The organism is Lactobacillus sp. ESL0237 (assembly GCF_003692985.1).
GTDB lineage: Bacteria > Bacillota > Bacilli > Lactobacillales > Lactobacillaceae > Lactobacillus > Lactobacillus bombicola.
Map to the genome: position 1 here is coordinate 55,396 of NZ_REHE01000007.1, position 22,519 is coordinate 77,914.

Annotated in this window: 21 protein-coding genes; 18 read left to right on the top strand and 3 right to left on the bottom strand. The window is 34.4% G+C overall.

The annotated features are described in order from the left end of the window. Positions 1-143: 143 nt before the first annotated feature. Positions 144-698, bottom strand: coding sequence for a peptide deformylase (gene def, locus F5ESL0237_RS03215; RefSeq protein WP_118896429.1), 555 nt, complete (start codon positions 696-698; stop codon positions 144-146). A gap of 257 nt (positions 699-955) precedes the next feature. On the opposite strand from def, the gene typA reads away from it, so the two are divergent. The 9 genes from typA to holA all read left to right on the top strand — a co-directional run bounded on the left by typA (position 956) and on the right by holA (position 10,650). Next, positions 956-2,797: a translational GTPase TypA gene (typA, locus tag F5ESL0237_RS03220; RefSeq protein ID WP_090091814.1), complete on the top strand. Its 1,842-nt coding sequence runs from the start codon at positions 956-958 to the stop codon at positions 2,795-2,797. A gap of 88 nt (positions 2,798-2,885) precedes the next feature. After that, positions 2,886-4,064: an FtsW/RodA/SpoVE family cell cycle protein gene (locus F5ESL0237_RS03225; RefSeq protein WP_122021603.1), complete on the top strand. Its 1,179-nt coding sequence runs from the start codon at positions 2,886-2,888 to the stop codon at positions 4,062-4,064. After that, positions 4,061-4,393 (top strand): YlbG family protein, encoded by a 333-nt coding sequence (locus F5ESL0237_RS03230; protein ID WP_118896430.1) that lies wholly within the window; start codon positions 4,061-4,063, stop codon positions 4,391-4,393. Before F5ESL0237_RS03225 ends, F5ESL0237_RS03230 begins: the two co-directional genes overlap by 4 nt. A gap of 2 nt (positions 4,394-4,395) precedes the next feature. Next, positions 4,396-4,947, top strand: coding sequence for a 16S rRNA (guanine(966)-N(2))-methyltransferase RsmD (rsmD, locus tag F5ESL0237_RS03235; RefSeq protein WP_122021604.1), 552 nt, complete (start codon positions 4,396-4,398; stop codon positions 4,945-4,947). Further along, positions 4,947-5,441 (top strand): pantetheine-phosphate adenylyltransferase, encoded by a 495-nt coding sequence (gene coaD / locus F5ESL0237_RS03240; RefSeq protein WP_122021605.1) that lies wholly within the window; start codon positions 4,947-4,949, stop codon positions 5,439-5,441. Before rsmD ends, coaD begins: the two co-directional genes overlap by 1 nt. Continuing rightward, the gene (locus F5ESL0237_RS03245) at positions 5,434-6,483 is read left to right on the top strand and encodes a SepM family pheromone-processing serine protease (protein ID WP_122021606.1); all 1,050 of its coding nucleotides are present in this window, start codon (positions 5,434-5,436) and stop codon (positions 6,481-6,483) included. The genes coaD and F5ESL0237_RS03245 overlap by 8 nt, the downstream gene beginning before the upstream one ends. A 61-nt stretch (positions 6,484-6,544) precedes the next feature. Then, the gene (locus F5ESL0237_RS03250) at positions 6,545-7,255 is read left to right on the top strand and encodes a helix-hairpin-helix domain-containing protein (RefSeq protein ID WP_122021607.1); all 711 of its coding nucleotides are present in this window, start codon (positions 6,545-6,547) and stop codon (positions 7,253-7,255) included. Then, positions 7,224-9,503: a DNA internalization-related competence protein ComEC/Rec2 gene (locus F5ESL0237_RS03255; protein WP_122024632.1), complete on the top strand. Its 2,280-nt coding sequence runs from the start codon at positions 7,224-7,226 to the stop codon at positions 9,501-9,503. Before F5ESL0237_RS03250 ends, F5ESL0237_RS03255 begins: the two co-directional genes overlap by 32 nt. Before the next feature lie 160 nt (positions 9,504-9,663). After that, positions 9,664-10,650 (top strand): DNA polymerase III subunit delta, encoded by a 987-nt coding sequence (gene holA / locus F5ESL0237_RS03260; protein ID WP_122024633.1) that lies wholly within the window; start codon positions 9,664-9,666, stop codon positions 10,648-10,650. Between the two features lie 48 nt (positions 10,651-10,698). Here holA and rpsT read toward each other — a convergent pair whose 3' ends face one another. Beyond that, on the bottom strand, positions 10,699-10,950 hold the full coding sequence (rpsT, locus tag F5ESL0237_RS03265) for a 30S ribosomal protein S20 (protein ID WP_090091831.1): 252 nt from the start codon (positions 10,948-10,950) through the stop codon (positions 10,699-10,701). Between the two features lie 198 nt (positions 10,951-11,148). On the opposite strand from rpsT, the gene rpsO reads away from it, so the two are divergent. The 7 genes from rpsO to yihA all read left to right on the top strand — a co-directional run bounded on the left by rpsO (position 11,149) and on the right by yihA (position 18,994). Continuing rightward, a complete protein-coding gene (rpsO, locus tag F5ESL0237_RS03270; protein WP_090091833.1) occupies positions 11,149-11,418 on the top strand; it encodes a 30S ribosomal protein S15 in 270 nt (89 codons plus the stop codon). Between the two features lie 155 nt (positions 11,419-11,573). Beyond that, positions 11,574-13,340 carry a ribonuclease J gene (locus tag F5ESL0237_RS03275; RefSeq protein ID WP_118896436.1) on the top strand — a complete coding sequence of 589 codons (1,767 nt, stop codon included), beginning with the start codon at positions 11,574-11,576 and terminating at the stop codon, positions 13,338-13,340. A 2-nt stretch (positions 13,341-13,342) separates the two neighbouring features. Further along, a complete protein-coding gene (locus tag F5ESL0237_RS03280; RefSeq protein WP_122021611.1) occupies positions 13,343-14,176 on the top strand; it encodes a tetratricopeptide repeat protein in 834 nt (277 codons plus the stop codon). A 183-nt stretch (positions 14,177-14,359) separates the two neighbouring features. Then, complete coding sequence (gene tuf, locus F5ESL0237_RS03285; protein WP_090091838.1) at positions 14,360-15,550, top strand: elongation factor Tu; 1,191 nt, start codon at positions 14,360-14,362, stop codon at positions 15,548-15,550. Positions 15,551-15,693: 143 nt separating this feature from the next. Then, positions 15,694-17,019: a trigger factor gene (gene tig, locus F5ESL0237_RS03290; protein ID WP_122024634.1), complete on the top strand. Its 1,326-nt coding sequence runs from the start codon at positions 15,694-15,696 to the stop codon at positions 17,017-17,019. Between the two features lie 123 nt (positions 17,020-17,142). Then, positions 17,143-18,420, top strand: a complete 1,278-nt coding sequence (gene clpX / locus F5ESL0237_RS03295; RefSeq protein WP_122021613.1) for an ATP-dependent Clp protease ATP-binding subunit ClpX — start codon at positions 17,143-17,145, stop codon at positions 18,418-18,420. Next, positions 18,410-18,994: a ribosome biogenesis GTP-binding protein YihA/YsxC gene (gene yihA, locus F5ESL0237_RS03300; RefSeq protein WP_122021614.1), complete on the top strand. Its 585-nt coding sequence runs from the start codon at positions 18,410-18,412 to the stop codon at positions 18,992-18,994. Before clpX ends, yihA begins: the two co-directional genes overlap by 11 nt. Before the next feature lie 39 nt (positions 18,995-19,033). Here yihA and F5ESL0237_RS08570 read toward each other — a convergent pair whose 3' ends face one another. Next, on the bottom strand, positions 19,034-19,147 hold the full coding sequence (locus F5ESL0237_RS08570; RefSeq protein WP_255409262.1) for an SPJ_0845 family protein: 114 nt from the start codon (positions 19,145-19,147) through the stop codon (positions 19,034-19,036). 176 nt (positions 19,148-19,323) lie between these two features. On the opposite strand from F5ESL0237_RS08570, the gene uvrC reads away from it, so the two are divergent. Both uvrC and obgE read left to right on the top strand, forming a co-directional pair. Beyond that, complete coding sequence (gene uvrC / locus F5ESL0237_RS03305) at positions 19,324-21,126, top strand: excinuclease ABC subunit UvrC (protein WP_122024635.1); 1,803 nt, start codon at positions 19,324-19,326, stop codon at positions 21,124-21,126. A 73-nt stretch (positions 21,127-21,199) separates the two neighbouring features. Beyond that, entirely contained in the window at positions 21,200-22,504 is a 1,305-nt protein-coding gene (gene obgE / locus F5ESL0237_RS03310; protein ID WP_122024636.1) for a GTPase ObgE, read from the top strand. Positions 22,505-22,519: the final 15 nt, after the last annotated feature.

A 22,519-nucleotide genomic window follows, 5' to 3' on the forward strand; every position in this document is an offset into this window, starting at 1 on the left:
GGTATCTAACAGCTAGTAAGATTCTACCATAATTGTTATTTCAAGTATAGAAACAAGTTATCAGGATTAATTAAAAAAGCCGCCTGATACAAGTATAAAACTTAGAGTCTGTGAGGCTAAGATCTTAGTATTGGCGGCTTTAATTAGTAAACAATGACAGTATCGTCAGCTAGTTTAAATGGGTCTTGTTTATTAATTCGATCATAAAATAAATGTCCGCGTAAATGTTCAATTTCATGAGAAGCAACAATTGCAGGGTAATCTTTTAAATTAATTATTTTTTCAGTTCCATCAACTGTGTAATATTTTATTTTTAGTTTGTCAGGACGAGGCACATAGCCATCAATTACTTCGTCAACGCTTAAGCAGCCTTCCCCTTCACTTAAACAAGCCTGTTGAACAGATTCAGATAAAATTTCCGGATTAACAAATGTGTCTTTAAAAACTATTTCGCCTTCATTATTGGGTACAAGTAAAGCGGCCATTTGCACACTTTCTCCTACTTGTGGTGCAGCTAAACCAACACCAGCACGTAATTGGTGTTTTTGAGCAATTTTGGGATCTTGAGAATTAATTAAATATTCCATCATTCTGTCGGCTAATTTTTTATAGTGGTCACTTAAAGGGAAGGATAAAGGTTCAGCTACTTTCCGTAACACTGGATTGCCATCACGGGTTATGTCTTTCATTAAAATCAATTACATTCACTCTTTCACAAAAATTTATATATCTATATTTTTAACATAGGTTAGGCTAATTTGTCCTGTTTTTATTCTATACTAAAATTTTGATTTGAAAAAGAGGGATAAACGTTGACCGTTGTTATAGTTAGGTGTTAAAATCAATGAGCGTAAATATACAGATATGAAACACTTCGATTAGCATGTTTTTGACGTGCCGCCGAAACTGTGACCACGTCACAGTTTTTTTATTGAGGAGTGGAGGAGGAATACTTTTGTCAGAAAAAAGAAGAAACGATATTAGAAATATAGCCATTATAGCTCACGTTGACCATGGTAAAACCACTTTAGTTAATCAATTGTTGAAGCAATCTGATACTCTGTCTGAACACATGACTATAGAAGACCGAGCAATGGATTCAAATGATATTGAACGTGAGCGTGGTATTACTATTTTATCTAAGAATACTGCGGTAAAATTTGGTGACACTACCATTAATATTTTGGATACACCAGGACATGCTGATTTTGGTGGTGAAGTTGAGCGAATTATGCATATGGTTGATGGTGCCTTACTTTTAGTTGATGCATATGAAGGTACAATGCCGCAAACTCGTTTCGTTCTGAAGAAGGCACTGGAAGCTGGTGTTAAACCTGTTGTCGTTATCAATAAAATTGATCGTCCAGGAGCTCGTCCGAAAGAGGTATTAGATGAAGTACTTGAATTATTTATCGAACTCGGTGCTAACGATGAGCAATTAGACTTTCCAGTTGTTTATGCCTCAGCTTTAAATGGTACTTCTTCTTATGATGAAGATCTTTCAACCCAAAAAGAAACGATGGATCCAATTTTTGAAACTATCATTAAGACAATCCCAGCTCCTATTGATAATGTTGATGAGCCATTACAATTCCAGATTACAATGCTTGATTGGGATGATTATGTAGGCCGTATTGGTGTAGGTCGTATCTACCGCGGTCAAGTTAAAGTAGGCGATAATATCACAGTTATGAAGCGCGATGGTTCAAGTCAGAATTTCCGTGTTACTAAATTATTCGGTTTCTTTGGGCTTAAGCGTAATGAAATAACTGAAGCCAAAGCTGGTGACATTATTGCGATTAGTGGTATTAATGATATTTTTGTTGGAGAAACAATTGCTTCAGCTGAAGAACCTGAAGCATTGCCATTTCTTAAAATTGATCCACCAACCTTACAAATGGATTTTGTTGCTAGTGATTCACCTTTTGCTGGACGTGAAGGTGATAAAGTTACCCCAAAGAAATTAGAAGATCGACTAATTAAACAGACTCGGACTGATGTTTCATTGAAAGTTGAGCCCACAGATCAAATTAATGCCTGGACTGTTTCTGGACGTGGGGAATTACACCTTTCCATTTTAGTTGAAGAGCTACGTCGTGAAGGCTTCGAATTACAATTATCCCGGCCAAAGGTTATTTACCGTGAAATTGATGGTACGATGTGTGAGCCATTTGAAGCAGTTCAAGTTGATACTCCTGATGAATATGTTGGTTCGGTAATCGATTCTCTTTCCCAAAGAAAAGGTGAAATGAAGAATATGGCTTCAACCGGCAATAACCAAACTCGTTTAGATTTCTTGGTTCCATCGCGCGGATTAATCGGCTATAACAACGAATTCATGTCGCAAACAGGTGGTTATGGCATTATGAACCACAGTTTTGATTCATATAAGCCTGTGGTAAAGAATTGGGAACCTGGACGTAAAAACGGCGCTTTAGTTTCAATCAGTCAAGGTAAGTCAACTACATATTCTTTACAAACCGTTGAACAACGTGGTGAGTTATTTATTGGCGCGGGTGTTGAAGTCTATGAAGGAATGATTGTTGGTCAGTCTTCACGTGATCGCGACATTGCAGTTAACGTTATTAAGGGTAAGAATTTAACTAACACGCGGGCAGCTGGTAAGGACCATGCGGCTGCAATTAGAACACCGAAGAATATGACTTTAGAAGAAGCAATTGAATTTTTAAATGATGATGAATATTGTGAAGTAACTCCAGAATCTATTCGTCTTCGTAAAAAGATTTTAAATACTTCTGAACGACAAAAGGCTGATAAAAAGCGTAATCGTAATTAAGTAACAATATTAAAGGCACTCACTAATGAAGTGGTGTCTTTTTTGTTTTATAATTACAGAGACAACTTACTTAATAGGAGGTCTACTTGTGCGCCAAAAATTACATCATCTTGATTTTTCGATTTTGGTACCATATTTATTGCTAGTTATTTTTGGGATAATTATGGTATATTCTGCTAGTTCAAACATTATGTTAGTGAATGGTTTTAAGCCAAGTTTTTATGGTATACGGCAAGCTTGGTATGCCATAATTGCTATTTTTGTTTTTGCTAGCTTAAGTTTCTTTTTAAAATTGGAAATTTTCAAAGAGCGCAAATTTGTTATTTGCTTTTTAGAAATCAGCTTGATTTTATTACTATATTTAATTGCTTTAAAGATTATTAAAGGTTCTGATGCTGCCGTTAATGGGGCAGTTGGCTGGATTGATCTAAAAGTAATCAAAATACAGCCACTAGAAATTGCAAAACTAGCCTTGGTCATTTATTTGGCTTATTTTTTAGATCGACACGATGGCAGTTTTAGTAAGGGTAATATTGTTGAAAACTTATATCGACCTGCAATTTTAGCCGCATTTATGATGTTTTTAGTAGTTATTGAACCGGATTTAGGCGGTACGGCAATTTTAGCAATGATAGTCATTGTTATGTTCTCTTTATCAGGAATCCCGGTTAAAAATGCGTTGATTTTTTTATTTAGTATTGCTGCAACTGTTACTTTACTAGTTTTTTTAATTATTCATTGGAATCCTAAATTCTTACAAGATAATTATCAATATCAACGACTAATGTCTTTTATGCATCCATTTGAACTTGAGCAAAAGGGTGGCGCTCAATTGGTTAATTCCTATTATGCTATTCACAATGGTGGCTTGTTTGGTGTTGGTCTAGGTAATAGTATGCAAAAAAGAGGCTATTTACCGGAACCGTATACTGACTTTATTTTATCTATCGTAGCTGAAGAACTAGGTGTTATTGGTGCTTTGGTGGTATTAGGCATATTATTTTATTTAATGTGGCGGATTATGGAAGTTGGAATAAAGGCTAAGTCACAATTTAATGCGCTAGTGTGTTTTGGAATTACTACAATTATATTTACTGAAACATTATTTAATGTTGGCGCAGTTATTGGACTATTACCGATTACAGGAGTTACATTGCCATTTATTTCATATGGGGGGTCGTCCTTAATTGTTTTGTCTACGGCAATAGGACTTGCTCTTAATATAGCTGCTAACGAAAAGATAAGAAGGGAAATAGATAATAGATGAGTGTTAATCAAGACCTGGCTAATACCCAGTTAACTTCGAGACAAGGACTAATTGTTTATCTTAATTCCATAAGTAATCAATATAAGTTACGTCGTTTCGGTGATATTGTTTATTCTTCGAATAAATTGCGCTATTGTATTCTATATGTCAATCAAAATGATGTGGAAAAGATAATTACAATATTAGAGGCTCAGGATTTTGTCAATTGTATTGAAAAAACTATGGCAGATAATATTAATCTAGACAGTAAGCATATTGAACAACAAATAAGTGAAATGGCTAAGACTGCTGGAGAAGAATTAGAAAAAAATAAAGATATGGAAAATTAGCGATGAGAATTATTTCTGGTAAATTTGCAAAACGAAATTTATTTACTTTGAAGAGTCAAAAAACTAGGCCTACAAGTGATAAAGTCAAAGAATCGTTATTTAACAGTTTAGGCCAATTTTTTGCTGGTGGGCAAGTATTGGATTTATATGGCGGTAGCGGCGCATTAGCAATAGAAGCAGTCTCACGTGGCTATAGTCACGCAGCAATTGTCGATATTAACTATCAAGCAGTCGCGATAATTCGGAAAAATGTCGCCTTGACTGGTGAGGAAAACCGATTTGATGTGTATAAAATGTCAAGTAATTTAGCACTTAAGCAATTTTCTATTAAGGGACAAAAATTTGATTTGGTCTTCTTGGATCCCCCCTATGCTAAGCAGCAAATCAGTGCTGATATGCAAAAAATGGTTAGATTAGATTTGCTAGCTGAACAAGCGGTTGTTGTAGCAGAAACAGATGAAGGAAGTAATTTAGGTGAAGTTAGTGGCTTTAGTTTGGAAAAACAACATCACCTAGGACGAACGATAGTTAGCTTTTATCGAAAGGAAAAATAATGACTAAAGCACTCTTTCCTGGCAGTTTTGATCCAGTTACTAACGGACACGTTGGAATAATTAAGCAGGCAGCTAAGTTATTCGATCAAGTAGATGTATTAATAATGACTAATACTGCTAAACATTATCTTTTTTCACCTGATGAACGAGTAAATCTGGTTGAAGATGCAATAAGTAATTTATCCAACGTTCAAGTTATCAAAAGACCTGACCAACTAACAGTCAATGTTGCACGTCAATTAGATGCGACGGTAATTGTTCGCGGGGTACGAAACACAGAGGATTTCTTATATGAACAGCAAATTGCAGCCATGAATAAAGTGTTGGCACCAGAAATTGAGACAATTTTATTATTTACTCAACCTCAAGAAAGTTTTATTGCTTCAAGTATCGTTAAGGAAGTTGCGCGGTTTGAGGGAGAAGTTGAATCATTTTTACCAGCAACTGCTGCTCGGGAATTGAAGAAAAAAATGAGGTCAACTAATAATGAGTAATACGAAGCAACAAAATAAAAAAGGTAAGCAATCTACAATTAAATGGCTATTTTCAATTCTAGCAATATTGGCAATAATTATTGGCTTAAGTTGGCCAACCAATTATTATATTGAAATGCCTGGTGAGGCTGTGGCCACTAATCACTTTATTAAAAGCCAAAAAAAAGTACCCCAAAATTTTTATCTAGTTACGGTTAGTGAAACTAGTCAACCGGCATCAGTTTTTGAATATCTGCTAAGTTACACCCAAAAATTTGCTACTAGAGTACCCAAAGATGAGCTATTAGGCAATGCTACAAATAGTCAATATCAAGAATTACAAAAATGGTATATGCAAACTAGTCAGCAGAATGCCATTTATTATGCCGCTAAAAGAGCTAAGTTAAGGCCAAAGTTAAATTATGAAGGCGTCTATGTGATGCAAGTGCAAAAGAATTCTAGCTTTAAAAATAAACTTAAAGTTGGCGATACAGTCCTGGGCGCTGATCAGCATAATTTTCACTCAACTGCAGAAATGATGTCATACTTTCAAAAGAAAAAGATTGGTACAAAAGTTAAAATTAAAGTTTTACGAAACCAAAAGTACTATACTTTTTCTGGGAAAATTGTTAAAGTTGCCGGCACTGGCAAGGCCGGAATTGGCATTCAGTTAGTTGAACACATTAAAGTAACTACCAAGCCTAAACTTAAAATTGATGCTGGTGAAATTGGCGGACCATCAGCGGGCTTAATGTTTACGTTAACAAGTTATGAAATTTTTACTCAAGGTAAATTAGCTAAGGGACATAAGATAGCGGGTACTGGTACAGTTGCACCTGATGGTAAAGTTGGTGTCATTGGTGGAGTAGACAAAAAAGTTGTGGCTGCTGATAAAGCTGGAGCGGAAGTGTTTTTTGCCCCAACGGATACTTCGGTCGTTAAACAATCTGAAAGTAATTATGTAGTTGCTAAAAAAACTGCCCAAAAAATTGGGACTAAAATGAAAATAGTTCCAGTGCACACAGTCGATGATGCAATAAACTATTTGACAAATAATTATTAAAAAAAGCTCAGAAAAAATTCTGAGCTTTTTTTTCGTATATAACTTTAAGGAGGAAAGAGGAATGAATTGGGAAAAGATCAGGGATTGGCTCATTGAGCATAAGCAATACGTCATTATAGGGGTAATTTTTATTTTTATTGTATTTTGGAATAAATATGAAAATCGTGCACCAACCGTTGATGACCAGTTGGGTATTAAACAAACACATGTTCAAAAGAGTGCTTCAAATAAGCAAAAACAGCAGAAGAATGAAGTTGATAAGCCGCAATTTGTAGCAAGAAACAGTGATATAACTTGCGATATTTCAGGTGCTATTAAGCACCAAGGAGTCTATACTTTAAAAAATGGTGCAAGGCTACAGGAACTAATAACGGCAGCAGGTGGAATTGTAAGCAATGCCCAGCTAAAGAATGTAAATCGAGCATTAATTTTAAAAGATCAAGACAAGATTCACATTCCATATAAAGGTGAGAAAATCAAAATAAGTGAAATAATTATTTCTGCAAATTCAAGTCAAGGTGAAGCAGCAAGTACCTCTGCGACCGCAGTAGCAGCTACTAATTCTAATCAATCGGCTACGGGGAAAGTAAATATCAATACTGCAAACGAACAGGATTTACAAAAGCTAACTGGAATTGGTGAAAAAAAGGCAGCTCAAATAATTGCTTATCGTCAAAAAAATGGTCTTTTTAAAAGAATTGAAGATTTAAAGCAAGTTTCAGGTATTGGAGATAAAACTTTTGCAGCACTTAAAAATCAACTGGAAATTTAGGCAGCAGTTACAGCCAGGATTTTTTTTACTTACTGCGCTCTTATTTATTGACTTGAGTTTTTTAATATATCAGTGTTTCAAAATAGAACAAACAATTGTTTGTAGTTTATTCGGATTATATTTTATTTATTTATTATTAAAAAAATATTCAGCTTTAAAAAATGTATTAGCATTATTTTTGATTTTAGCAGCTGTAAGTGTAACTTTAAACAGGCACCATCCAACTTTTTCCCTTACTAGTAGTTCTTCAATTGAACTTTATCCTGATCAAGTAAACTTAAAGGATAATTGGCTTACTGGGGTAGGTAAGGTAAAAGGGACCCCAGTTTTAGTAACAGCAACTATTACGGATATGCAAAAAAAGCAACTGGAGCGTGGCTATCAAGTAGTTTTAACTAAGCTTAATGAGGAAGTTAAAAAAATTGATCAAGCAACTAATTATGGTCAATTCGATTTACGTAAATATTACTTAGGAAAAAATATAACGCAGCAGATTAATTTAAAGAGTTGTCATATTAAAACTCGAGTAGCTGGAATGATAAATTATTTACATTATTTACGCTTTTGTTTACAGTCTTATTTTAAAAAAATGCCACAATTACTATGCTTTTTTAGTAGTGAGTTGATACTAGGGGAAAATCCTAGTCAAGCTAATCAGCCGATTCTAGATAATTATCGCGATCTTGGCGTTATTCATATCTTGAGTATTTCAGGGTTACATGTAGGCATATATACTATACTTATTAGCACTATCTGCTGCTATTTTAAATTAACAGAATTTGAAACTTTTGCTTGCTGTGTGCCACTTTTATTAGGAGGAATTTTTTTTAGTAATTACCAAGCAGGCTTTATTCGGGCCAGCTTATCTTATTTTTTAAGCCAGATGTTCAAATTTCATCGCTTTCCAATTGCTAAATTAGACTTACTAGGGCTGACATGCTTAGTCCATTTATTAATTGATCCACGTTTAATGATGCAAGCTGGGGCTCTTTTAAGTTATGTACTTAGTTTTGGCTTGGCTATTACAGATAAGCTACCTAATTTTAAACAGTCATTATTATTAAATATCTTTTTAGCCCCTTTGCTATTACTCTTCTTTTTCCAGTTAAATCTATTAACTGTAATTTTCAATTTGTTGATTGTGCCTTATTTTAACTACATTATACTGCCACTTACTTTTATAAATTTACTAACTTTTAGCCTTGTACCTAGCATGAGTACGGTTTTTGAAAAAATTTTAATGCTGGGAGAGCAACAAATCGGTAGCCTATCGGCTTCTAAAATTGGCCTATTAACTTTTGGTAAAATCAATTGGTGGCAATGCCTACTGCTAATTAGCTTAACAATAATTTTACTGTCTGATCAGAATGAGCCATATTTTAATCGGTTGCAACGAAAGTGGCTCTTTCAAAGTATAGGGTGGCTATACTTGATTTTGTTTTTAATAATTCATTTTCCGTTAACTGGTCAAGTAACTTTTATCTATGTTGGGCAAGGAGATAGCATTTTAATTACAACGCCTTTTCCTAGGAGAGCTTATCTGATAGATACTGGTGGTAAGCTTAATTTTAGTAAGCAAAAAGTGCAACCACAAATCAATAAAATTACGCTTCCCTTTTTAAAAGCTCAGGGAATTAGCAAACTTAATGGCATTTTTGTAACGCATAAGGATACTGACCATATTGGAGATTTAGGACCACTTATGAGTCAAATTCCAGTCGAAAGATTATATTTTGCACAAGGGTTGATGGCTAATCCTTCTTTTAAAAAGCGTATAGAAAAGCGCATAAAATTGAATCAGCTAGTGCAATTATTAGCGGGACAAGAAATTAAGGAACCACAAATTAAATTTAATATCGTTTATCCCTTTAAACCGGGACAAGGTGAAAATAAAGATTGCTTATCAATTTTTTTCAAAGTTGCAAATAAAAGCTGGTTATTTACCGGCGATTTAGACCAAGAAGGTGAACAAAAGTTGATGGCTAAATATAATTTACAGGCTAATTATTTCAAATTAGGTCATCATGGTAGTAAAACCTCGTCTAATCCTGATTTTTTACATAAATTAGCGCCAGAAATTGTCTTTATTTCAGCTGGTCGTAATAATCGCTTTGGACATCCTCATGTAGAAACTATTGCTACACTTAAAAAATTAGGCATTCCCTGGGTTTCAACACAGGATTGCGGCATGATTTCTTGGACATATGGTAAGTTTACTAAACCTAAATTTAATCGTTTTCTAAAGTAAAAATAAGTTAGCGATATTGCCGTTTTATTAACTTGGCTAAATTCTGATTTTGAATATATACTTTATTTCATCATAAATTAGGCGTGGGTTTCAACAGTAGACTATGATATGATTAATTAGATTTATACCAAATTTTAGGTTTTGATAATGGTGAGTAGCGATGACTTTACTTTCTTTATTTAAAAATTCAAGTAAGAATAATCCGCAAACGCTGATTACGGGAAATGATGCCTTTTTAAATGATTATTTGGCTGCCTCATTTACACATGAAGAAGCTTTTTCTGGCTTTGACTATCTAACTATTGATTGTGAAAATGATGGGCTAGATTTGTTGATAGCTGATTTAACTGAATCAAGTCTATTTAGTCAGAAAAAGGTAATTTTGGTGAAAAATCCATTTTTTTTAAAGGCTAAGGTTCCACAAAAATTAAAAAAGCAAACGGACCAACTACAAAAAATTTTTACTAATATTGAGCAGCTAGATGATATTGTTGTGCTAGTTGCTTCGGATGACAAACTTGATCGACGTAAAAAGTTAACGAAAACTGTCTTAAATAAGTTTAATGTTGTTGATACCACAGTAAAAAGTTACGAAGTTGGGAAAATAATTCAGGCAATTATGAATACCCAGGGTTATGAAATTTCAAGATCAGCATTACAATTGTTACTTGAACGAAGTGATCAAGTTTTAGATACTGCACTAAGTAATTTTAATAAGTTAAAGCTAGTTGCAGATAATGGCAAAATTACATCTGAATTAGTTGAAAAAAATATTGACCTTTCTTTGGCACAAAATATTTTTGCAATTTTGGAAGCTGCACTAAAACATAATTATCAAGAAGCAATTGATCGATTAGAAAATCAGTTGCGTGAAGGAACTAATCCAATCCAACTACTTGCTGTTTTTGAAAATCAGTTAGAATTAATTTTGGTAGTCAAAATTTTACAGCAGCGAAGCAGAACGGAAATGGAAATTGCTAAAACACTAGGGGTACATCCCTATCGGGTAAAGGTGGCCCTTAGCAACAAATTTGCAGTTACTCAGATAGAAAAGTTGCTTGAGCAGGCGATTGAGCTAGATTTCAATTATAAAAATGGTCAATATCGGGAAAGTATTTTTTTGAAATTATTTATTTTAAGCATATAAAAAAGCAAGAATGAACTCATTCTTGCTTTTTATTTTAGTTATACAAGTTTATTTAGCTAACTTAGCTAAGCGGCTCTTGTCACGACTAGCCTTGTTCTTATGAATAAGACCCTTTGAAGCAGCCTTATCTAATGCACGGGCAGCAGCAACATGTAATTCGGAGGCGTTTTCAGCACCAGCAGCTTGAGCAACCTTGAACTTCTTAACAGCAGTTCTTAATTGATTCAATTGAGCGGCATTGCGCTTTCTAGTAGCGTCTTGAGTTTTAACACGTTTAATAGCTGACTTGATTTGTGGCATAAAATTCACCTCCAATAATTGTAAATTCACTTAGTAAATTATACTGAAGAATAATTGCAGATGCAAGCTAATTTATACTTGCTTTTTAAAAAAATAATCTGTATTATACTATTGTTGTGAACCGTTAACGCTGTTTGCACGCTCACACCTGACGGTTAACGTTGTTAACGGCAATTATTTAATGAAAGGTGAAATATTATGGCAATTTCAAAAGCAGAAAAAGATGAAATTATTAAAAAGTTTGCGACTCATGAAGGTGATACTGGATCAACAGAAGTTCAAGTTGCAATATTAACAACAGATATTAACAATTTAACTGAACATATGCGTAATCATTCGCATGACCACCACTCATATGTTGGTTTATTGAAAAAGATCGGTCATCGCCGTAACTTGCTTCGTTATTTGCAAGATAATGATATTAATCGCTACCGTGAATTGATTAAGAAGCTTGGTTTACGTCGTTAATTTAATAAAATAAAAAGTCAGTTCGAACTAGGAACTGACTTTTTATTTTTCTCATCATTAATTTTTATGCTAGAATGAAAAAAGACACTTTTTTACGTTGTGATCGTAATGATCCATAAAATAACAATTGAATAGCAATAGAAAAGGAAATATTGATGACTGATCAAGTTAAAATAATGATTTTGGGCGGCGTACGTGAGCAAGGAAAAGACATGTTTGCTGTCCAAGTAAATGACGAAATTTATATTCTTGATGCTGGTTTAAAATATCCTGATAGTACCTTGTTTGGAATTGATTTGGTTATCCCAGATCTTGATTTTTTTGAGCAGTATAGTGATCAGGTAGTTGGCATCTTTTTAACACATGGACATGCTGATTCTATCGGGGCATTGCCATATATATTACGTAAGTATGATATTCCGGTTTTTGGTTCGCAGCTCACAATTGAATTAGCAAAAATAAAAGTTAAACGTGAAAATAAGCGTCTAAAGACAAGTCTTTTTCATGTGATTGATGCAGATACAGAAATTGAATTTAAAAATTCTAATATTTCTTTCTTTCACACCACGCATTCAATTCCAGATTCTTTAGGAATTGATGTTCATACAAATGCGGGTGAGATAGTTTATACCGGTGATTTTAAATTTGATTTATCTGCAGCACCAAATTATCGGACTGATTTAGATAGATTGGCAGAAATTTCACAAAAAAATGTCTTGGCTTTGTTAAGTGACTCTTCTAATGCTGAAGCCACCTTACCAAATGTTTCGGAACAAGAAATTGGCGAATATGTGACTAATGTTTTCCGTAATGCAAAGGGAAGAGTGATTGTTGCAGCCAAAGCTTCTAATTTGATTCGTATACAGGAAGTATTAAATGCTGCTTATAGAACTGGTAAAAAAGTGTTGTTAACAGGCCGAGATGTTGCCAAAATTGTCCGTACAGCGATGGGCTTAGGTTATTTAAAAGTGCCGAAGGGGCTTTTGATACGTGTTAAAGACTTAAAGGAAATACCAGAAAATAAAGTGGTTATCCTTGAAACAGGTCAAATGGGCGAGCCCCTTAATTCATTACAGAATATGGCCAAGAAGCGCCATACGATGATTACCATTCATCCCGGAGATCTCGTTTTTATTGCAACTACTCCTTCTCATGCAGTTGAAACAACAGTAGCACAAACCAGTGATATGGTTTATCAAGCAGGTGGAAGGGTTATTGAATTAGGGCGTGCTAAAAGTACGAGTGGGCATGCTACAGGGACCGATTTACAAATGTTAATTAGTATCCTCAAGCCTAAATTTGTAATACCAGTTATTGGTGAATATCGCTTACTTGAAGCCCATAAAGACTTAGCAGTTAAAGCAGGAATAAGTCAGGAAAATGTAATAGTTACGCGTAATGGTGATTGTTTAAACTATGATTTTAAACAAGCTAAATTTTATTTGACTGACCCGGTTCCAGGTGATGATATCATGATAGATGGCTCTGGTATTGGAGATGTAGGTAATATTGTGCTACGTGACCGGGAGGTTCTTTCTGATGATGGGATTTTTATTGCAGTAGTAACTATTGATCGCCGAAAGAAAAAAATTATAGCTCAACCTCAAGTTACTAGTAGAGGTTTCGTTTATATTAAAGCAAATCGACAATTGATGCAGGATAGTGTTGAGTTAATTAAAAGCACAATTAAAAATAATTTTGAACATAAAAAGTTTGATTGGACTGAAATCAAACAGGATGTACGCAATGATTTAGAGAAGTTTTTGTACAAAAAAACTAATCGGCGACCGGTTGTTTTACCGGTGGTAATGGAAGTTAACCAAAACCGGCACCGAGCTTTACAAAAACGCAACGGCAAAAATAACGATTACCACTCAGTTGATGTAAATAAATCTGGCAAGCGAATTATTAAGAAAGATTAATTATGACTACATTAAGTCAAAAAAATTTATTGCAGCTTGCAAGAAAAAATGAGTTAGATGGCAATGTGACACTAGCCATTCAAAACTTAGAAGAAGCACTACGTGATGGCTCAAGTCAAGAAATAGTTTTAATGCTTTGTGAATTATATTTAAAAGATAAGCAGGAATATGCTGCATATAGTTTGATTAAAGAAGAAAGAGATCTTTTTTCAGATAAAACTATTTTTACTGAATATAGTAAAATTTTAAAGGCTAATCATTTTGCTATTGAAGCTTTTGAAGTAACTAATTTGACCAAAGGAGAACTAGCTATTTCTGTTGAACCAGTAAGCATAACTGAACAACAAGAATTGATGCTTAAGTTTAAGCAACTACAACAGCCTACGCAATATGATTATCAGCAACTATTTAAATTAAGCTTAGCTAATTTTAAATTTTTTGCACAAAGTTTGTTAGTTGATCCAACTTTGAACTTTGCAGTAAGAATAGCACTCTGTGAAGATTTTGTACGGCTTGGTTTGAAAGATAAGATTAGCGTAGTCATTCTAGGTAATTTAGTGAAATTTATTCCAGCTGATACTAATTTATTAAAAGATGAGCCAATATATCGTGAAGTAATATCGGGCATAGGAGCAAAATATTATCATCGGCCAAGTCAATTACCAGTAGTTTTAGCTGAAGTTAACTTGATTTTAGGTAGTCTTTATCCTATGATAAATAAGTACGTTGATGAGCCTGATAGTTTCGCTAGCGATATTGCTTCTTACATTGATAACCACGATGGTAGGGGTAATCAAAAGCTGTTCGAAACAATCGAACTTAATTTGCCTAAATAATTTAAACAAAGGGGTTTACTTTTTGAAAACATTTAGTATAATAGCAAAGGATGTTTTCATTAGGCATGGCTCTATGCATTAAAATACTAGGCATTTGCCCATGAAAGTAGTACAATATTCAACAGAGAACTATCCGTTATTATCTCAACGGACTTCTTGCAAATTTACAGGAGGGTCATTTTAATGGCAGAAAAAGAACATTACGTTAGAACGAAGCCACACGTAAACATTGGTACTATTGGTCACGTTGACCATGGTAAGACCACTTTAACAGCGGCTATTACTAAAGTTTTATCAGAAAAAGGTTTGGCTAAAGCTGAAGATTATTCAGAAATCGATGCTGCACCAGAAGAAAAAGAACGTGGTATTACTATCAATACCGCTCACGTTGAGTATGAAACTGAAAAGCGTCACTATGCTCACATGGACGCTCCAGGACACGCCGACTATATCAAGAACATGATTACTGGTGCTGCTCAAATGGATGGTGCCATTTTAGTTGTTGCTGCAACTGATGGACCAATGCCACAAACTCGTGAACACATTTTACTTGCTCGTCAAGTTGGTGTTAACTACATCGTTGTCTTCTTAAATAAGACTGATTTAGTTGATGATCCAGAATTGATTGACTTGGTTGAAATGGAAGTTCGTGACTTGTTATCAGAATATGATTACCCAGGTGACGACATTCCAGTTATCCGTGGTTCAGCTTTGAAAGCTTTACAAGGTGACAAGGAACAACAAGACGTTATTATGAAGTTAATGGATACTGTTGATGAATACATTCCAACCCCAGAACGTCAAACTGATAAGCCTTTCTTAATGCCAGTTGAAGATGTATTTACAATTACTGGTCGTGGTACTGTTGCTTCAGGTCGTATTGACCGTGGTACTGTTAAGGTCGGCGATGAAGTTGAAATCGTTGGTTTAGTAGAAAAGGTTATCAAGTCAGTTGTTACTGGTTTGGAAATGTTCCACAAGACTTTAGATTCTGGTGAAGCCGGTGATAACGTTGGTGTATTGCTTCGTGGTATTGACCGTGACCAAGTTGTTCGTGGACAAGTTTTAGCTGCACCTGGCTCAATTCAAACCCACAACAAGTTCAAGGGTCAAGTTTATGTCCTGAAGAAGGAAGAAGGTGGACGTCATACTCCATTCTTCTCAGACTACCGTCCTCAATTCTATTTCCACACTACTGATATTACTGGTGAAATCGAATTGCCAGAAGGTACTGAAATGGTTATGCCTGGCGATAACACAGAATTTACTGTTACCTTAATTAAACCAGCAGCCATTGAAAAGGGTACTAAGTTTACTATCCGTGAAGGTGGTCGTACTGTTGGTGCTGGTCAGGTTACTGAAATCCTTGACTAGTTCATAAAAGGACAGTTTAAAAAGATGTACTTCTTCATAGAAGTACATCTTTTTTTGCCTAAATTTGTTTTTTTCAATCGTTTAATGTAAGATAATTTAGTATGTACGATGAAGTGATACTTGACATTGGAGGTATTTAATTAATGTCTGTAAATTGGAATAAAACTGGTGAAAATAACGGTGAACTTACTTTTGATATTCCCCAAGCTGAAGTTAAGCGTGGGTTAGACTCAGCTTTTAAGCGAGTAAAAAATAATTTACGTGTTCCTGGTTTTAGAAAAGGACATGTTTCTCGAGTAATTTTTAATCAATATTATGGTGAAGAAGCATTATATGAAGATGCGTTAAATATGGTTCTTCCAACTGCATATGCTACTGCAGTTAAAGAGGTTGGCATTGAAGCAGTAGGGCAACCACAAATTATCCCTGTTTCAATGGAAAAGGGTAAGGACTGGAGTGTAAAAGCACTTGTCAATGTTAAGCCTGAAGTTGAATTAGGTGACTACAAGGGTATTGAAGTTCCTAAACAAAATACGCGGGTATATGCTAAGGATATTGAGAATGAACTTGAGCAAGATCGCCAGAAGAATGCTGAACTTGTGCTTAAGAAAGATGCTTCTGCTAAAGGTGACACTGTAACTATTGATTATAAGGGTACAGTAGATGGCGCAGCCTTTGATGGAGGAACAGCTAATGATTACGCTCTTGAACTTGGCTCAAATACCTTTATTCCTGGCTTTGAAGATCAACTAATTGGTCATAAGGCTGGTGATGATGTAGACGTTGTAGTAACATTCCCAGAAGACTATGGTGCAAAAGATTTAGCTGGTAAGGAAGCACATTTTGCTACAAAGATTCATGAAGTTAAATCAAAGCAACTTCCTAAATTAGACGATGAATTTGCTAAAGATATTGATGATTCTGTTGAAACGCTTGATGAATTAAAAGAAAAAATCAAGAAAGATTTAAAAGCTAAAAAAGAAGAAGAAGCTAAATCAGCGATTGAGCAAGCCGCAATTGAAGCAGCAGTTAACAATGCAAAGATTAAAGAAATACCTGATACGATGATTCAAGAAGATGTTAATACTCAAATGAATCAATATTTAGGTAATATGCAACGTCAAGGCATTAATCCAGAAACTTATTATAAATTAACTGGAACTACTGAAGAACAATTGCGTTCACAGTTTAGCAAGGATGCAGAAGAAAGAGTTAAGACTAACCTAGTTCTTGAAGCAATCGTTGAAAAAGAAGATATTAAAGCCTCAAAAGAAGAGATTGATAACGAAATTAAAGAGCTTGCAAAAGAGTACAATATGGATGAAAAGACTGTCCGTAATACTTTAACTGATGACATGCTTTCACACGATATCAATATTCGTAAGGCAATTGATCTTGTCACTGACAATGCAAAACAAGTTGCTAAATCCAAGATTAATGACGACGATAAGAGTTCAGACAACAAATAGAACTTAAATCGAAAGTAGAAAGGTAGTTTATTTAACTACCTTTTTATTTTTCTACAAGCAAATAATTCAAGTACCTAACATATTTATGATACTCTTAAACTTGTAGACATAAGGAGGAATAGAATGGCATCACAATTTACTGATCAAGAAGAAATTAAGTGCTCCTTTTGTGATAAAACACAAGATCAAGTTAAAAAAATGATTGCTGGTAATGGTGTTTATATTTGCAATGAATGTGTTAATTTATCTAAAAAAATTATCGACGATGAATTGAAATCAGATTCATTAAAAGAGGCAAAAGACTTACCAAAGCCGATGGAAATCAAGAAGCAGCTTGATCAATATGTTATTGGGCAAGAGAGAGCCAAGAAAATTTTGTCAGTATCTGTTTATAACCATTATAAACGGATTACCCAGATGGATATTGATTCTTCAACAGAATTGCAAAAATCAAATATTGCTCTTATTGGGCCTACTGGTTCAGGTAAGACCTATTTAGCTCAAACTTTGGCTCGTATTCTGGATGTTCCATTTGCCATAGCAGATGCAACAACTTTAACAGAAGCTGGTTATGTTGGTGAAGATGTTGAAAATATTTTACTAAAGTTATTGCAAAATGCTGATTACGACATTGAAAGAGCGCAACGTGGAATTGTGTATATAGATGAAATTGACAAAATTTCTAAAAAATCTGAAAATGTATCGATTACACGTGACGTATCTGGTGAAGGAGTGCAGCAATCGCTCTTAAAAATCTTAGAAGGCACTATTGCCTCAGTTCCACCACAAGGTGGACGTAAACATCCCCAACAAGAATTGATTCAGATTGATACCACTAATATTTTATTTATTGTTGGTGGAGCATTTGATGGGATAGAACAGATAGTTAAAGGTCGGTTAGGTAAAAAAGTTATCGGTTTTAGTGCAGAAAGTAAGTTAAATTCAATACAAGATGAAGAATGGACAGAGCACTTGACGACTGGTGATTTAGTTAAATTTGGTTTAATTCCAGAATTTATTGGACGTATACCGATTGTAGCTACCCTAAATAAATTAGATAATAAAGATTTAGTTCGTATTTTAACAGAACCCAAAAATGCTTTGGTAAAACAATATAAAAAATTATTTTCTCTTGATGATGTTGAACTAGAATTTACAGATAGTGCTTTAACAGCAATTGCTGATTTGGCAATTGAACGTAATATGGGTGCGCGTGGTTTAAGAACAATTATTGAAAATGCAATGATGAGCATTATGTATGAAATACCTAGTGAGACAGATATTGAAAGAGTTGAAATAACTGAAGATGTGATTACTAAGCAAGCTGAACCTCGAGTTGTTAGAAAAAAAGAAAGTGGTAAGCCACTTAAAGAAGAAATTAAGGTTGTAAATGATCATTAAGAGTAGTGACTATGCAATTAGTGCAGTTAAAGAAGAACAGTATCCTCAAGATAATTTAAGTGAGATTGCTTTAGCGGGTCGTTCTAATGTTGGAAAGTCCAGTTTGATTAATTCATTATTAGGACGCAAAAATTTAGCTAGAACATCTTCACAACCTGGGAAAACACAAACTTTAAATTTTTATATTGTTAATCAAGATTTTTATTTAGTAGATGTTCCAGGATATGGCTATGCGAAAGTTTCTCAGGCACAACGAGAAAAATTTGGCGAAATGATTCAAGATTACCTTGAAACTAGAGAAAACTTAAAGGGATTGATTATTTTAGTTGATTCAAGGCATGAACCTACTAAAAACGATGTTGCGATGTATAACTATGCCTTAGTTCTTGAATTGCCAATTTTGGTAGTTTGTACAAAAATTGATAAAGTAAAGAAAAGTCAGCAAAATAAAGTTATATCCAATCTAAAGAAAAATTTTGATTTAGCTCATGCTAATGTTAGTGTATTAACTTATAGCTCTGTGCAAAAAACGCATGTTAAAGAAGTATGGACTTGGATTGAACAATATTTGTAAGACTAAAGTAAATAAAAATGGCCCATTAATGAGCCATTTTTATTTTGCCTTTTTTTTATCTTTATTGCTTTTCTTTTTTTTATCTTCAGGAACTGTAGCAAACTTATCAAATAATCTTTCTAAATTGTCTTGCTTTTTAAAAGTTAATCCCATAATTATCTTCCTTTCGTTTGTCTTATTATAATAAAAAAAGAAAGATTCGGCTAGTGCTAACTTATTATTAGAAATAATTATTATTATGTAAAGTAATTGCTAATTTAAAACCCTATACAGGCTCCCAGAAAGAAAGTTTGTGATAAAATTGATTCAGCAAATAAGGAAGTGAGTTTTTGGCAACAAAATTAATTGAAAATAAATTAAAGCTTTTGCCTGCTAAGCCAGGCTGTTATTTGATGAAAGATATAAACGGTAAGGTTATTTATGTTGGTAAGTCAAAAAATCTGAAGAGCCGCGTTCGGTCGTATTTTAAGAGTAAACAGGTTGGACGTAGGGCTGAATTAGTGCGTGAAATTCGAGATTATGACATTATCACTGTATCAACGGATAAAGAAGCATTTCTATTAGAAGTTACCTTAATTAAAAAATATCAACCCTACTATAATGTACAGTTGAAACAAGGAACAGGTTATCCTTATATTGAAATCACTAATGAACGCGATCCTCAAACTAAGTTAACTAGTATTGTGCGTAAGGATGGTGGATATTACTTTGGTCCATATCCTAATGTTTATGCGGCACAAGCAACATTAAAATTTATTCAAAAGCTTTTTCCTTTAAGAAGGTGCAATGGTAAACAGAAAAGACCATGTTTATATTATCATATGGGGCAGTGCTTAGGGGCTTGCTTTAAGGAAGTTCCCAAAGAAGAATACAGAGCACAAATTAAAAAAATCAAAAGTTTTTTAAATGGAGACATAACAGCAGTAAAACAAGATTTAAATAAGAGAATGGGTAAAGCTGCTGAAAATTTAGAATTTGAACGAGCAGCAGAAGTTCGTGATCAACTCGCATATATTGAAGAAACAGTCGAAAAGCAAAAAATAATTTCTAATGACAATACTCAGCGTGATATTTTTAATTTTTATGTAGATAAATCATGGATTGCGATTCAAATTTTCTTTTTAAGACAGGCTAAGTTACTTAGAAGCGAAACAAGAATGTATCCCTTAACTGATGAAAGTGACCCCGAAGATGCATTTACTTCATTTATTGTGCAATTTTATGGTCAAAAAAATAGAGTATTACCAAGAGAAGTCTTAGTACCAACTGGAATTGATAATGAAGCCTTAGGTGAAGTTTTACAAGTTCAAGTTAGAACTCCCATCAGAGGACAAAAGAAAGCATTATTAAAAATGGCAAAGGAAAATGCTAAACTTAAATTGGATGATAAGTTTAGATTGTTAGAACTTGATAACCGTAAGACTAAGGGGGCACAAAAAGAAATCTTTGATGCTTTGACTCTGCCCTATGGACATGTAATTGAAAGCTTTGATCACTCCCACATTCAAGGAACAGATCCAGTTTCAGCACTAGTGGTTTTTAAAGACGGAGAACCTGATAAAAATTCATATCGAAAGTATAAATTAAAAGGTGAAGTTGAACATCAAAACGGGGGTGATGAAGTTCGTAATACGCGTGAAGTTGTTCGTCGCCGATATAGTCGCCTTTTACGTGAACATAAAAAAATGCCTGATCTCATCTTAATGGACGGTGGACAAATTCAAATTGATGCTTGCCAGGATATTTTGCGTAATGAATTGGATTTAAAAATACCGGTTGCTGGTATGGTTAAGGATAATAAGCACCGAACAAATCATCTGCTTTATGGCGACCCAATTAATGGCATACCCATGAAATTGATTCCACTTGATCCTAAATCACAAGGATTTTATCTAATGACTAGGATTCAGGATGAAGTACACCGATTTGCCATTACTTTTCATCGGCGTACACATGCAAAAAATGCCTTATCAAGTAAGCTTGATTCAATTAAGGGAATTGGTCCAAAAAGTAGAAATAAGCTTTTAAGACAATTTGGATCTTTAAAGAAAATAAAGGAAGCAAGTATTGCAGAATTATGTTCAGCGGGATTAACTTTACCACAGGCGCAAACTGTTAAATTAACGTTGTGACGCTAATTTTATCGAATGTGCCAGAATTTTTGTGGTATAGTATTAAGGTTAGTGCAATTGGGAGGGAAAATACATGCCAACATTTGTCGATCAAACTAAGATTGAAGTTCAAGCTGGTAAAGGTGGAGATGGTATCGTTGCCTTTCGCCATGAAAAATATGTACCAAATGGCGGACCAGCCGGAGGTGATGGTGGTCGCGGTGGAAGTATTATTTTTGTTGCTGATAGTGGGTTAAGGACCTTGATGGATTTCCGTTATCGGCGCAAATTTAAGGCCGAGAATGGTGAAAACGGTCGTATAAAATCACAATATGGTCGTGGCGCTAAAGATCTCTATTTACGAGTACCGCTTGGTACAACTGTATACGACTTTAACACTAATGAAGAAATCGGAGATCTAACCGAAAATAAGCAAGAGTTAATTGTTGCTCATGGTGGTCGTGGTGGTCGTGGAAATATTCATTTTGCTAATAGTGTTAATACTGCTCCAGAAATTGCTGAAAATGGTGAACCTGGTGAAGATCGAGTTCTACGCTTAGAACTTAAAGTACTAGCCGATGTTGGTTTAGTAGGCTTTCCATCAGTAGGTAAATCGACTTTATTATCAGTAGTAACAAAAGCAAAACCTAAGATTGGGGCCTATGATTTTACTACACTTACTCCTAATTTAGGAATAGTCATTCTTCCTGATGGTCGTGATTTTTCAATAGCTGATTTACCTGGATTAATCGAAGGCGCCAGTCAAGGCGTTGGTCTTGGTATTCAGTTTTTACGTCATATTGAAAGAACTAAAGTGATTTTGCATTTGGTATCAATGGATCCAGATAATGGTCGTAGCGCAATTGAGGATTATCAAAAAATTCGTAAGGAATTGTTGTCTTATGACCAAAATCTAGGAAAAAGACGTGAAATAATTGTAGCCACGCAAATGGACTTACCTCAAGCTGCTGACAAGCTAGTTAAATTTAAGCAGGATTTAAAACAAGCTGCTATTAATGAACCGGTTTATCCAATTTCAAGTGTTACTCATCAGGGTATTGAGCAGTTGCTTAATAATACAGCCATTTTAATAGAGCAAGTCGAACAGGAACAGGCTAAAGAAAACATAAAGGTTAGCCAAGTTATTAAGGAATATCGATACGAAAAATCTAAGAAAGATGAATTCACGATCGAAAAGCTTGAAGATCATTTATTTGAAATTAAGGGTGAAGGTTTAGAAAAATTAGTTGCAAGAACCAACCTGGATTATCAAGATAGTATTATTCGTTTAGCTCGGCAATTAAAGAACTTAGGTGTAGATGAAGCACTACGTAAAAGTGGGGCTGTTGACGGTGATGACGTTGTTATTGGCACATTTAATTTTGAATTTGTTCAATAAATTTAATAGAAAAGT

What these genes read in the sequence shown, in the direction of transcription:
- F5ESL0237_RS03230 (WP_118896430.1), top strand. Translation starts at nt 4,061, where the DNA reads ATGAGTGTTAATCAAGACCTGGCTAATACCCAGTTAACTTCGAGACAA.
- rsmD (WP_122021604.1), top strand. Translation starts at nt 4,396, where the DNA reads ATGAGAATTATTTCTGGTAAATTTGCAAAACGAAATTTATTTACTTTG.
- coaD (WP_122021605.1), top strand. Translation starts at nt 4,947, where the DNA reads ATGACTAAAGCACTCTTTCCTGGCAGTTTTGATCCAGTTACTAACGGA.
- F5ESL0237_RS03245 (WP_122021606.1), top strand. Translation starts at nt 5,434, where the DNA reads ATGAGTAATACGAAGCAACAAAATAAAAAAGGTAAGCAATCTACAATT.
- F5ESL0237_RS03250 (WP_122021607.1), top strand. Translation starts at nt 6,545, where the DNA reads ATGAATTGGGAAAAGATCAGGGATTGGCTCATTGAGCATAAGCAATAC.
- holA (WP_122024633.1), top strand. Translation starts at nt 9,664, where the DNA reads ATGACTTTACTTTCTTTATTTAAAAATTCAAGTAAGAATAATCCGCAA.
- rpsT (WP_090091831.1), bottom strand. Translation starts at nt 10,950, where the DNA reads ATGCCACAAATCAAGTCAGCTATTAAACGTGTTAAAACTCAAGACGCT.
- rpsO (WP_090091833.1), top strand. Translation starts at nt 11,149, where the DNA reads ATGGCAATTTCAAAAGCAGAAAAAGATGAAATTATTAAAAAGTTTGCG.
- F5ESL0237_RS03275 (WP_118896436.1), top strand. Translation starts at nt 11,574, where the DNA reads ATGACTGATCAAGTTAAAATAATGATTTTGGGCGGCGTACGTGAGCAA.
- F5ESL0237_RS03280 (WP_122021611.1), top strand. Translation starts at nt 13,343, where the DNA reads ATGACTACATTAAGTCAAAAAAATTTATTGCAGCTTGCAAGAAAAAAT.
- tuf (WP_090091838.1), top strand. Translation starts at nt 14,360, where the DNA reads ATGGCAGAAAAAGAACATTACGTTAGAACGAAGCCACACGTAAACATT.
- tig (WP_122024634.1), top strand. Translation starts at nt 15,694, where the DNA reads ATGTCTGTAAATTGGAATAAAACTGGTGAAAATAACGGTGAACTTACT.
- clpX (WP_122021613.1), top strand. Translation starts at nt 17,143, where the DNA reads ATGGCATCACAATTTACTGATCAAGAAGAAATTAAGTGCTCCTTTTGT.
- yihA (WP_122021614.1), top strand. Translation starts at nt 18,410, where the DNA reads ATGATCATTAAGAGTAGTGACTATGCAATTAGTGCAGTTAAAGAAGAA.
- F5ESL0237_RS08570 (WP_255409262.1), bottom strand. Translation starts at nt 19,147, where the DNA reads ATGGGATTAACTTTTAAAAAGCAAGACAATTTAGAAAGATTATTTGAT.
- obgE (WP_122024636.1), top strand. Translation starts at nt 21,200, where the DNA reads ATGCCAACATTTGTCGATCAAACTAAGATTGAAGTTCAAGCTGGTAAA.